Source organism: Corynebacterium sp. (genome assembly GCF_030532965.1).
GTDB lineage: Bacteria > Actinomycetota > Actinomycetes > Mycobacteriales > Mycobacteriaceae > Corynebacterium.
The window spans coordinates 70638-82912 of the sequence record NZ_JAUNKC010000002.1; the positions used below are offsets into that span (position 1 = coordinate 70638).

Annotated in this window: 9 protein-coding genes; 4 read left to right on the top strand and 5 right to left on the bottom strand. The window is 57.1% G+C overall.

Translation table 11 applies throughout. The features are described 5' to 3' along the window. Nucleotides 1–2: 2 nt before the first annotated feature. Both Q4D85_RS01635 and Q4D85_RS01640 read right to left on the bottom strand, forming a co-directional pair. Nucleotides 3–764, bottom strand: a complete 762-nt coding sequence (locus Q4D85_RS01635; RefSeq protein ID WP_303197787.1) for a multidrug ABC transporter permease — start codon at nucleotides 762–764, stop codon at nucleotides 3–5. Nucleotides 765–766: 2 nt separating this feature from the next. Next, entirely contained in the window at nucleotides 767–1696 is a 930-nt protein-coding gene (locus tag Q4D85_RS01640; RefSeq protein ID WP_303197788.1) for an ABC transporter ATP-binding protein, read from the bottom strand. Between the two features lie 93 nt (nucleotides 1697–1789). Between Q4D85_RS01640 and Q4D85_RS01645 the strand changes: the two genes are divergently transcribed. From Q4D85_RS01645 to Q4D85_RS01655, 3 genes are read left to right on the top strand one after another with little or no spacing between them, the layout of a single operon-like run. Next, complete coding sequence (locus Q4D85_RS01645) at nucleotides 1790–3175, top strand: phenol hydroxylase (protein WP_303197789.1); 1386 nt, start codon at nucleotides 1790–1792, stop codon at nucleotides 3173–3175. Continuing rightward, the gene (locus tag Q4D85_RS01650; protein WP_303197791.1) at nucleotides 3175–4158 is read left to right on the top strand and encodes a transporter substrate-binding domain-containing protein; all 984 of its coding nucleotides are present in this window, start codon (nucleotides 3175–3177) and stop codon (nucleotides 4156–4158) included. Before Q4D85_RS01645 ends, Q4D85_RS01650 begins: the two co-directional genes overlap by 1 nt. A 1-nt stretch (nucleotide 4159) precedes the next feature. After that, on the top strand, nucleotides 4160–6454 hold the full coding sequence (locus Q4D85_RS01655; RefSeq protein ID WP_303197793.1) for a serine/threonine protein kinase: 2295 nt from the start codon (nucleotides 4160–4162) through the stop codon (nucleotides 6452–6454). 53 nt (nucleotides 6455–6507) lie between these two features. Here Q4D85_RS01655 and Q4D85_RS01660 read toward each other — a convergent pair whose 3' ends face one another. The 3 genes from Q4D85_RS01660 to pta all read right to left on the bottom strand — a co-directional run bounded on the left by Q4D85_RS01660 (nucleotide 6508) and on the right by pta (nucleotide 10492). Further along, a complete protein-coding gene (locus tag Q4D85_RS01660) occupies nucleotides 6508–7695 on the bottom strand; it encodes an HNH endonuclease signature motif containing protein (RefSeq protein WP_303197795.1) in 1188 nt (395 codons plus the stop codon). Between the two features lie 233 nt (nucleotides 7696–7928). Beyond that, entirely contained in the window at nucleotides 7929–9119 is a 1191-nt protein-coding gene (locus Q4D85_RS01665) for an acetate kinase (protein WP_303197798.1), read from the bottom strand. Beyond that, nucleotides 9119–10492 carry a phosphate acetyltransferase gene (pta, locus tag Q4D85_RS01670; RefSeq protein WP_303197799.1) on the bottom strand — a complete coding sequence of 458 codons (1374 nt, stop codon included), beginning with the start codon at nucleotides 10490–10492 and terminating at the stop codon, nucleotides 9119–9121. The genes Q4D85_RS01665 and pta overlap by 1 nt, the downstream gene beginning before the upstream one ends. A 296-nt stretch (nucleotides 10493–10788) precedes the next feature. Here pta and Q4D85_RS01675 point away from each other — a divergent pair, with 296 nt between their 5' ends. Continuing rightward, nucleotides 10789–12171, top strand: a complete 1383-nt coding sequence (locus Q4D85_RS01675; protein WP_303197800.1) for an FAD-dependent oxidoreductase — start codon at nucleotides 10789–10791, stop codon at nucleotides 12169–12171. Nucleotides 12172–12275: the final 104 nt, after the last annotated feature.

Consider the following 12275-nt stretch of genomic DNA (forward strand, 5'->3'; position numbering starts at 1 on the left):
AACTAGGCGTCCCGCGACCGCAACACGCCAATGCCAAAAATGAAAACCGTAATAGCCCAGCAGGCGAAATAAATGCCGGAACCGTAAACCCCCCACGGCCCATCAGCGATCGGTTCCTTCAGAATAAACGCCGTCATATTGCTCATCGGGCCGTACTGTCTGACGTACTGGCCGATATGCGGCAGCAAGCCAATGATGCCTTCCAGGGCGAGGATCCACAAGCTCATCAGCGCAACCGCGCCGGCGGTTTGCCGCAGCAACCACGCAACGCCCTGGCTAAAGGTAACCAGCAGCACCAACGTCACCGGATACGTCCACATGATGCGGCGGGCGTTATCATCCTGCCACACCTCAAGCGTTGCCGAAGCCGCCTCCGAGGCCGTGGTCTTCGCCATGTAGAAACACAAAATCACCGTGACCAGGGAAAAAATCGCAACGATAATCGAATACAGCAACCACTTTGCCAACGCCACCACAATCCGATTAGGGGTGGCCATGAACGTCACCGACTGGTAATTATGCCGATACTCCGCCGTCACCACCATGATCGCCTGGACACTAACGACAAACGTACCCAACGCGGCAATCGCTGTCACGACCTTATCCGCATACAAAATCGGGATATTAAACACCAGCGGATCCGGTTCCACCTGGCTGCCCGCCAAAGCTGCGAAACCAACCGCCATGAAAATGAACAACGCCGTAGTCCAATAAATAGCGTTAGTGGTTGTTAATTTAGTCCACTCAGAAATAAAGGTCTTCATGGTTACTTCGACTCCCTTTCGGTGGCCTGATACTGGACAGCGTGATTAGTCATTTCCATGAAAGCATCCTCCAAAGACGCCTGCCGCTCCGAGAGCTGATACAACGCAACCTGGTGCTGGAATGCGACCGCACCCACCTGGTCGGTCTGGGAGTTATCGATCAGCAATAACGGCCGACCTTCCTGATCCACGTCGGTACGCGCAACGATCCCCTGCTGCTCCAAACCCGACCGCAGGCGCTCATTATCAGAACTGCGCACAATCACCGTCGATTTAGAATTTTCTTTAATAAAGGAGTAGGTCGAACAATCCGCAACCAGTTTGCCTTTACCGATAACAACCAAGTGATCCGCTGTCTGCGACATCTCGCTCAGCAAGTGCGACGACACCAAAATCGTACGCCCTTCGCTCGCCAACCCCCGCAAAAACTCGCGTACCCACCGAATACCCTCCGGGTCAAGGCCGTTCACCGGCTCATCCAGAATCAAAATCTCCGGATCCCCCAGAAGAGCCGTGGCCAAACCAAGCCGCTGACCCATGCCAAGCGAGAAACCGCCTGCCTTCTTCTTCGCCACCCCGGTCAAACCAACCAGGTGCAACACCTCGGCGACCCGAGATTTCTTAATCCCATTCGATTGTGCCACCCAGGTTAAATGGTCGACCGCCCGGCGGTTTGGGTGCACCGCCTTGGCATCCAACAACGTTCCCACCTTGAATAATGGGTCTTTCATCGAGCGGTATGGGACGCCGTCGATAAGCGCCGTTCCCGACGTTGGCGTGTCCAACCCCAGAATCATCCGCATCGTCGTCGACTTTCCTGCACCGTTGGGGCCCAAAAACCCCGTGACGATGCCCGGACGCACATCAAAAGACAAATCATCCACCGCACGAACATCACCGTACTGCTTGGATAAACCTCGCACTTCAATCATGCAAGCAATTCTGTCACAAAAAAGCCACGCTGTGGCCAAGCTCCATCAAAAACCGAAAATCCACTATCCTTTAACACAAAATAGTATCCCCGCGTGAAGGCAGAAACATTGGAAGCCCACACCAGCCCCATCGCCCACCTTGTGCCAGATGACACCCAAGATCGGTGGCTCGACAAAACCGCCCGTCGCCGCAGCGTCATCCGCCGCCTCTGGCACGGATACATTAACTATCCCCGCCGCTGGACCAAAAAATTTCTCCGCTTCCTCCACACCACGCCCGGCAAAATGACCGCAATGGTACTCCTGCTCAGCATCTTCACCCTCTCCGCCGGGTTGTCCATGTCCAATATTGCAGCCGACCGCCGCCTAGACTTCGACCACCTCATTAATAACACCGAACCGGTCAGCTACATGGCCCACAACCTCTACACCTCACTCTCCTCCGCCAACACCGCCGCATCCTCCGGATTCGTACTGGCCGGAACCGACTCCGAAGCCGCCCGGGCCGACTACTTCACAGCCTTCCAAGAAGCAGGACACGCCATCGCCCTCACCGCAGGCGGCATATCCATCGACGACACCCAAGAACTCGCGCTGATCACCGAACTGTCCCAAAAACTACCCATCTACACCGGGCTTGTCGAAACCGCCTGGGCCAACAACCGCCAAGGCAACCCCGTCGGCGTGGCCTACATGTCCGAAGCCTCCACCCTCATGCGGGAAGAACTCCTGCCACTAGCCGCGCGCCTATACACGCTGACCAGTGAGAACGTCGAAAAGCAACAACAGTCACTCACCGAACCCCTATGGCTACCCATCTCCGGGCTCGCCGCCGCCCTCATCGCGCTCGTACTCGCCCAAATCTGGATGTCTGCCACCACCAACCGCCGCTTTAATAAGGGGATGCTGCTAGCATTCGCCCTCATGGCGATCGCCACCACCTGGGTTGTCACCGCCAACGCCATCACCTGGCAAGCAGGCTCCAAAGCCTACGAAAAAGCCTCCGCCCCATTAGAGAACCTCACCGACGCCCGCATCCTCGCCCAACAAGCCCGCACCCAAGAAATGCTGGCGCTGGTGTGGCGGCAATCCCTAGAAAGCTCCGGCACCACCTTCGCCACCGCCACCTCCTCTATTAAAGAAACTCTCGCCACCTTCAACCACCCCACCGCCCGCGAAGCCGAGACCGCACTAACCACCTGGGCCAATTCCCACAATGACATCCTCGCAGCGCTCAACGTCGGCGACTACGAAACCGCTCAATCGCTCGCCCTGAAATCCGAAACCGCCCAAGCATACGAAGACCTCGACACCGCGCTCGCCACGCTAATCGACGAAAACCGCACCATCATGCGCGCCTACCTCGACCAAGGTGTAACCGCCTCCACCTTCGTATCCACCATGGTCCTGCTGATAAGCATCATCTCCGTATTAAGCCTATGGATCGGAATCCGACCCCGACTGCAGGAGTACCTCTAATGCACCTACCACGCCTCATCGCCGCACTAGGCTGCACCCTTCTCATCAGCGCCTGCACACACCCCACCCCAGGTCCCACCCTCATGCCCAACACCAGCCTCCCCTACACCCCACTGCCGCAAGGGGCAGTCATAGAAAAAGCCGGTGCCAAAAAACCCCGAACCGTCGTCGACGCAGAACTGCTCGGCAGCCTCGCACCCGACGACAAAACCCCCGAAGAACGCGTACCCCACATCATCGAACGCGGCCGACTCATCGTCGGAGTCGACCAATCCCAAAACCTCCTCTCCTTCCGCGACACCGCCACCGGGGAACTCCAAGGATTCGAAATAGACCTCGCCAAGGAAATAGCCCGCGACATCTTCGGCGACCCCAACCGCATCGAATTCCGCTACGTCGACTCCGCCAACTGGGTCGCATCGCTCGAATCCAAAACGATCGACATCGCCATGCGCACCATCTCCATCACCCGGCACCGACAAGACCAAGTCTCGTTTTCCACCCCATACCTCGCGGGCAACACACGAATCCTCGCCGACAAATCCTCCCCTATTAAAGAAATAACCGACCTTGCCGAACGCACCATTTGCGTGACGGATAAGTCAACCGGCGCGGACGTAGCGCGTCGACAAGCACCCACATCGGACCTACTCGTCGTCCGCAACAGCGCAGACTGCCTCATCGCCCTCCAACAAAACCAAGCCAGCGCCGTTATCACCGACGACGCAATACTCTCCGGCATAGCCGCCCAAGACCCCTTCACCACCATCATCGGCCAATCCCTTAATACAGACAACTACGGCATAGCCATCGCCAAACCCGGCCACCGACACCACACCGACGGCCTCATACGACAAGTCAACGACACCCTCGAACGCACCTACACCGACGGAACCTGGCAAAAAACCTACAACAACTGGTTCGGCAACTACCTACCCAACCAAACCCCGCCAGCCACCAAATACCGAGCAGAGCCGAAATAACATGGACAACCAACCCCACACCGAAGCAGTCCCCTACAACCCCTTCGACGACGACACCCCAACCAGCCCCACCACGGCCGCGGTGCCCTACAACCCATTCGAAGACGAATGGGAAGACGAGGACTACCAATCCTTATTAAAGCCACCACCGCCTGAGGACCCCTCCACCCGATCACGTAAACAAGCCCTCACGACATTCAGGGAACGCAGAGGCGCCGCGCGCGGGGACCGGGCAGTTGCCAATGGGATGGTGCGGTTGCCTTTCGTCCCTATTAAAGAATTTGGGCTCATCGATCCGGAAGATGAAAAGGTAGTCGGTGCGGGCGTCGAAAAGCCAGTCCTTAATAGGGGGGATGTTGTTGCCGGGCAGTACGAAGTCCTCGGCGTCATCGCCCACGGCGGCATGGGGTGGATCTACCTCGCGCAAGACCGCAACGTTTCGGGCAGAGTCGTCGTATTAAAGGGGCTCATCAGCAAAGACAACCCCCGCGACTACCAAGCAGCCGTCGCCGAACGCGAATTCCTCGCCGACATCACCCACCCGGTGATCGTAAAATCCTACAACTTTATCGACGACGACCGCGTCGACGGCGGATTCATCGTCATGGAATACGCGCCCGGGCCGTCGCTAGGCACCCGGCAAAAAGAGCAACCCAACGGGGTATTCCCGATCGATATCGCGATCGGATACATCCTCGAAACCCTCCCTGCGCTCGAATACCTTCACGCCCGCGGCGTCGTCTACAACGACCTGAAACCAGAAAACATCATCGCCACCGAAGACCAAGTAAAACTCATCGACCTCGGCGCAGTGACCGGCATTGGTGCCTTCGGCTTCATATTCGGAACCAAAGGCTACCAAGCCCCCGAAGTAGCGACCCACGGACCCACCGTCGCAAGCGACATCTACACAATAGGGCGCACGCTCGCGGCGCTGACTATTAAACTCCCCACCGAAAACGGCGTTTACGCGCCTGGGCTTCCCGGCCCGGACGACGAGCCGCTGTTTGCGCAGTATTTGTCGTTCTACCGCTTATTAAAGCGGGCGACGGACCCGGACCCGGACAAACGCTTCTCCACTATTAGAGAACTTGAAACCCAGCTGTATGGCGTGCTGCGTGAATACCTCGCAATTCACGACGAACGACAGTTTCCCGCCCAGCATTCATTGTTCTCTCCACAGCGTTCGACATTTGGTACCAAACATATAGTTTTCAAAACCGACCAGCTTATCGACGGCATCGAACGCAACATCCGAATCACCCCGCCGGAGGTGGTCGCCGCTTTACACGCCCCTCTGCTTGACCGCACCGACCCCGGAGCCGCAATGATCGCGGGGTCGAGTTACACCGAACCTTCCGAAGCATTAGAGACGATGCGGGAGGCGATGGCACAAGAGGAATTCTCGCAAAGTAAAGAGATCCCGCTGGGTATCGTCCGATCCCTATTAGACCTTGGTTTTACCAGTGAGGCGCAAAATTGGCTTAATACATTAGGGCCTTCCATGGGAACCGATTGGCGCTACCAGTGGTATGCGGGCATAACGAGTTTGCTGCTTGATGATTACTCCGAATCCCAAATAGCCTTTAATAACGTATTCAGCATCCTCCCCGGCGAGGCCGCCCCAAAGCTGGCCCGGGCGGCGGTCAGCGAGATTATTTTGCAGTCGCAGGGGTTTGCCAATACCCCATTATTAAAACCGGAGACCGCAATTGAGGCGGCATCATTAAAGGGTGAGATTGTTAATGAAATGGCTGGTCTTTGGTCGAAACTCACTCAGGATCCAGCGATTTTACGGTACAAGGCAATTTACATGTATGCCCTGGTGTGGGCTACTAACCCAACGACGGTTAGTTCGGGTTTCGGGTTAGCTCGACAGTTGATGGCTGAGCAACAGGTGGATATGGCAGTCCAGGCATTAGATAAGGTTCCTTCTGCGTCGATGCATCACCGGATGGCGCAGTTGACAAGTATTTTGTATTTGACGTCTCAATCCCCTAATGAGCAGCGGATCCGACGAGCCGCGCGTCGATTAGAGGAAATTCCCACTAATGAGCCGAGGTTTTTGCAGGTTCAGATTGCGGTGCTTAATGCTGCGCTGCATTGGTTGCGTTCCGAGAACCTTGAGGCGGCCGCTAGTAAAAATGATTTGTTTGATTACCCATTTACGCAGCTGGGTTTGCGTGAGGGGTTGGAGCGGGCGCTGCGGTTGCAGGCGCGTAGCGCACCGTCGGCTGATCATCGGTACCAACTGGTGGATACCGCTAATAAGGTTCGGCCACGGACGTGGTTTTAATACAGCACGACTAGGCCGCGAACCTGTGTGGTTGCGGCCGTCGTAAGGCGTGTTTAGTCGCGGGGCGGTGGTTTTTCGATCGCTCCCATCCGCGCTGCGTAGGCGGCTAGTCCTCGGTTGTTAGCGCGGTGTCTGTTTCTTCTAATAGTGCCGTCGGGCATTTGGTAGTGTGTCAGTCCGGTCGCTGGGTCGGTGATGACTCTGCCGTTTTTAATAGTGGGGCCGTCGTCGTTTTTGAGGTTGTGTTTTCGGCACAGCGGACAGAGGTTGTCGGGGGTGGTTTTTCCGCCCGCTGCGAAGGACTGGATGTGGTGGGTTTCGCAGCGGATTGCGTTGATGGTGCAGTCGGGGTGTTGGCACACGAGGTGGCTGAGGATGCTGATGAATCGATCGTTGACGTCGGCAAGCCGTTTGATTTCGAGTACGTCTTGTGGCCGCATGACGCCGGTGTGGTCTTTGTAGACGGTGACGGCGAATCCGTATTTTTCGAGCCGCCGGTTCGCTAGGTCGTCAATATTGACGACTACTCCATTCGTGTCGACGACGGTGCCGTCGATGTTTTTCGTCAATTCCCAGTCGGGGATGATGATGCAGGGGCGCTGTCGTAGGTCGCGCGGGTTTTCGGGGTTTTCCCACGCCTCGGCGTATTCGATTTCTTTAATAGAGGTTGGCGTCGCAATCCGCCGATAGAGAGCCTTGGCGTGGCCTTCGGCTTCGTCGACGGCGTTGTGCGAGTGGACGAGCGCCCGGGCTTCGGGGGTGAGTGAGCTGCGCAGGTGTTCGGCTTGTTCGGCGGGTAGTTTGGCGATGATGTAGCTCATTCCGTCGGCATCGGGGGTGGCGGAGTAGCGCAGATGCCATTTGCGGTTGCGGGTGTATCCGCCATTAAGCTTTTCGACGACCTCCGTGACGTGTTGTTTGTTTTCGTCGACGGTGCGGTTGCGGGCGTCGTCGAAAAGCTGTGCCCGCAGGGCATGCCTGTCGACGTCGGGGTTTGTCAGCTTGCGCGGCGTGATCGCAATGTCGCGGAGGATTTCGAAGCAGATTCCGTCAGCGTGGGCGAGTTCTTCGGTTTCGTAGACTTTCGCGGTGGAGATCATTCGGCTCGCGGTGGCTTGCGAAATCCCCAGTGCGGCGGCAAGTTCGACTTTGTCCATGCTGGTTTCTTTAATAGCGAGGAGAAGCTCCGCGCCTCGCCGCGCTACCTGCGCGTATGCGGTGAAGATTTCCGGCATGTCCATGATTTAAGGGTATGGAGCAGCGCTGTGGCTTAGCAATGGGTTTAGAAAGTTTCTATGCGTGGTTGTGCCTGTTCATACGCCAGATAAGAATTCGGAGCCCGCGGGAACCATTCGGGGGTTTCGGTGAGTCTTATTAAAGAATGGGCACTTTTCGATTCGGGGGCACCCACCTAAGAGTTTTTAAGCAAAAAAATCGGGCTGACCAATCATCAGCCCGATTTTCTTTAATAGGGTTAGCTGGCGAGTTTCTTCGCGTACCTGGCGATTGCCAGTTCTTCGTTGGTGGGCACAACCCACACTTTGATGCGAGAGTCGTCAGTGGAAATGAGTCGCGGCCCGGTGTTGGGTTGGTTGTTGCGCTCGTCGTCAATCTTGATGCCGTACATTTCCAGCCCGGCTAGCGCATCGGCGCGCACGAAGGTGGCGTTTTCGCCGACGCCTGCGGTGAAAGTGATGGCGTCGACGTTTCCGAGGGTGATCATGTAGGAGCCGATGTAGCGGCGCAGCTGATGGATGTAGACGTTGTAAGCCAGCCAGGCGTCCTGGTCGCCGTCGTCAATTTTGGCGCGGAGTTCGCGGAAATCGTTGACTCCGGAGATTCCCTTGACGCCGGATTGTTTGTTTAATAGGGAGTCGATCTCGTCGATGCTCATTCCGGCGGTGCGGTGGAGGTGGAAGACGATACCGGGATCGATGTCGCCGGAGCGGGTTCCCATGACCAAGCCGGCTAGCGGGGTCATGCCCATGGAGGTGTCGATAGGCTGCCCGGCTTTAATAGCGGCACACGAGGCGCCATTGCCGAGGTGGAGGGTGATCTGGTTGATCTGGTCGGATTCCATAAGCTCGTGCACCTTGTGGGACACGTATTCGTGGCTAGTGCCGTGGAACCCGTATCGACGCACCCCGTTTTCGGCGGCTACTTCCGCATTGATGGCATACAGCGCCGCGGCTGGCGGCATCGCGTGGAAAAAGCCGGTGTCGAATACTCCGATGTGTGGAATATTTGGGAGCAATTCCCGGGCTACTTCGACGCCTTGGATGTTTGCCGGGTTGTGCAGCGGTGCCAGTGGGATCAGGTCGCGAACCATTTGGAGGATTTCGTCGGTGATGATTTCCGGTTTGCTGAACAGGATTCCGCCGTGAACAAGCCGGTGGCCGACCGCGACGAGGTCGACGTCGAGCGGGCCGCAGCCGTGTTGGCTCATGAGTTTAAACGACAGGTCCAAGCCGGTGGCGTGGTCCGGGATCGGCGCTTTAATAGTGTGTTTTTCACCCGCATGTTTGAGGGTGATGGTTCCTTCGGTTTCTCCGATTTGTTCGACGAGTCCGGATGCAAAGGGCTCGTCGGTTGCGTGCTGGTCGGGATCGACAAGCTGGAATTTAATGGAGGAGGAGCCGGAATTGAGCACAAGGACGAGGGACATTAGGCTTTGCCTCCTGTTGCCTGGATAGCGGTGATGGCAACGGTATTGACAATGTCGGGTACGGTTGCGCCGCGGGAGAGGTCATTGACCGGCTTATTAAGGCCTTGGAGGATAGGTCCAACCGCGAGGGCGTGGCCGGTGCGCTGCGCGGTCTTGTATCCGATGTTTCCGGCCTCAAGATCCGGGAAGATAAAGACGTTTGCCTGGCCAGCGACCTTGGATTCGGGGAGCTTCTTGGCCGCAACACCCGGATCCATGGCGGCGTCGAACTGCAGGGGGCCGTCGACAAGCAAAGCGGGGTCTTTTTCGTGGGCAATGCGGACTGCTTCGGTCGCGCGGTCGACGTCGGGGCCAGTGCCGGAAGTTCCGGTGGAGTAGCTAAGGATCGCTACCCTCGGATCAATGCCGAATTGGGCTGCGGTGCGGGCGGAGATGACGGCGATTTCCGCCAGCTGTTCCGCGGTGGGGTTGGGGTTGACGGCACAGTCGCCGAAGGCCCACAGTTTTCCACGCATGACCATGATGAAAATCGACGAAACGACGGAAGCGCCGGGGACGGTTTTAATGATCTGGAAGGAGGGTTTAATGGTGTGGGCGGTGGTGTGCGCCGCACCGGACACCATGCCATCGGCCAGACCTTTATGGATCATCATGGTGGCGTAGTAGGAGATGTCCTTCATGGTTTCTTTGGCTTCTTCCAGGGTCATGCCCTTGTGTTTGCGAAGCTCGTAGAATTCTTGGGCAAATTCCTCGGCGCGGGCGTCGTTAAGCGGATCGGCAATATTCGCATCCGACAAATCAAGCCCCAGCTCCACGCCGCGGGCCAGGACGGTTGCTGGGTCGCCCAGGATGGTCAGCTGGCAAATACGTTCCCGCAGCAGCTGATCGGCTGCGGTGAGGATTCGGTCGTCGTCGCCTTCCGGCAAAACGATATGCGCCTGGTGTTGCTTCGCGCGGTTTAATAGCCAGTGCTCGAAAACGTCGGCATTCATGACTTGCTGCGCTTCGGTGGTGCGCGCCGCGTCGACGGCGGTGGTTAACGACTGCTCGCCGATGACAATGGCTGCGATTTTCGCCCCCAGCTCCGCCGCCTCAATCCGGGCCAGTTCGGTGATGGTTGCTTCTTCCGCCGCCTGGATCACCATAGCCACCCCGAGTGCCGCCGCTGAACGAGCGTCAAAGTTTAGATTTCCGGTGCCGGTGTATACCACTGGATCATCTGATGCGTGTTTGAGAACATCGGCGATTTCTGGTGCGTCATGTACCAGTGGACGAATGTTGACGCCTAATGCGTTGGCAAATTCGGCAACTTCCGTTGGATTAAGACGGCGGCCGATGGCGGTGAGCAACACGGAGCGAGTAGTTTGGGTCACCAGAAATCCCTTCTTTGAAGTATGAACGCGAGTGTGAGACAGGCGTCAAAAGCGTGCCGCCTGTGAATCAACCCATAAGTTTACAAGGTTTAGTTCCCCTGTGGGTGCTTCGGATTAGCAAAAATACTTGGGTGGAGAAAAGTTTTTCTAGCACGCAGGGTAGCAATTACTTTCTTTAATAGGGCGGATGACTATTGCCCAGCGGCTATTGGGCGTAAAGTGCTAAAGGGCGCGTACGTAATTCACGCGCACTATGTTTGTGTTGTTTTTAGCGTTCTAAGGATTTCGAAGCGACTATGAGCTCTACCCCGTTAGATTCTTCCCGCCCATTACGCGTCGCGGTGGTCGGTGCTGGCCCGGCCGGCATTTATGCTTCTGATTTGTTAATGAAGTCTGGTACCGATGTCGAGATCGATTTGTTTGAGCGGATGCCTGCACCGTTTGGGCTCATCCGCTATGGCGTGGCCCCGGATCATCCCCGTATTAAAGCGATTGTCAATTCCTTGCACGCAATCATGGAGAAGCCTCAGCTGCGGTTCTTGGGCAATGTTGCGGTGGGAACCGATGTGACGGTTGAACAATTGCGCCAGTTCTACGACGCCATCGTGTTCTCCACCGGCGCGGTAGCTGACCGCGATTTGGATATTCCGGGTCAGGATTTGGCCGGTTCGCATGGCGCCGCGGAGTTCGTTGGTTTCTATGACGGCAATCCGGATTTCAAGCGGGATTGGGATTTGTCCGCGGAAAAGGTTGCGGTTATCGGGGTGGGTAACGTTGCGTTAGACGTGGCACGTATTTTGGCCAAGACTGGCGACGAGCTGCTGGTGACCGAGATTCCCGACAACGTGTATGCGTCGTTGAAGAATAATAAGGCCACCGAAGTGCACGTATTTGGTCGCCGCGGCCCAGCACAGGCGAAATTCACCCCGTTGGAGCTGAAGGAATTGGATCACTCCCCCACCATCGAGGTTATCGTCGATCCGGAAGACATTGATTACGACGCCGCCAGCGAGCAGGCCCGGCGGGATTCGAAATCGCAGGATTTGGTGTGCCAGACCTTAGAGCAGTACGCGATGCGGGATCCGCAGGGCGCGCCGCATAAGCTTTTCATTCATTTCTTCGAGTCCCCAGTCGAGATCCTCGGCGATAACGGCAAAGTCGTGGGCTTGAAGACCGAGCGCATGGAACTGGATGGTTCCGGCGGGGTTACCGGCACCGGCACATACACGACCTGGCCGGTGCAGTCGGTATACCGCGCGGTGGGCTACCGTTCCGACGCGGTCGCGGGTGTCCCGTTTGATGCCGAGTCCGCAGTCATTCCAAACGACGGCGGCCACGTGCTTGACCCCGCCTCCGGCCAGCCGGTTCCGGGTTTGTACGCCACGGGGTGGATTAAGCGCGGCCCGGTCGGCTTGATCGGTAACACCAAGTCCGATGCTAAGGAGACCACGGAGATGCTGTTGGCCGATTATGCTGCGGGCAAGTTGCAGGCACCGGCGCAGCCTACCAAGGAGGCGGTGTTGGAATTCCTGGATGCACAAGGTATTACGTTTACCACCTGGGATGGCTGGCACCGGCTGGATAATGCCGAACGCGCCTTGGGCGCACCGGAAGGCCGGGAACGGAAGAAGATCGTGGAGTGGGATGAGATGGTGTCCCACGCCCGGCACGACGCCTAGGCCCCTAGCTTTTCGACGCCCCCACTATTAAAGAAATCTTTGTAGCTGGGGGTGTCGCCGTTTCCGCCTTCCCTATTTGGCGCTCTTTCGGTGTGCTGCGAAAC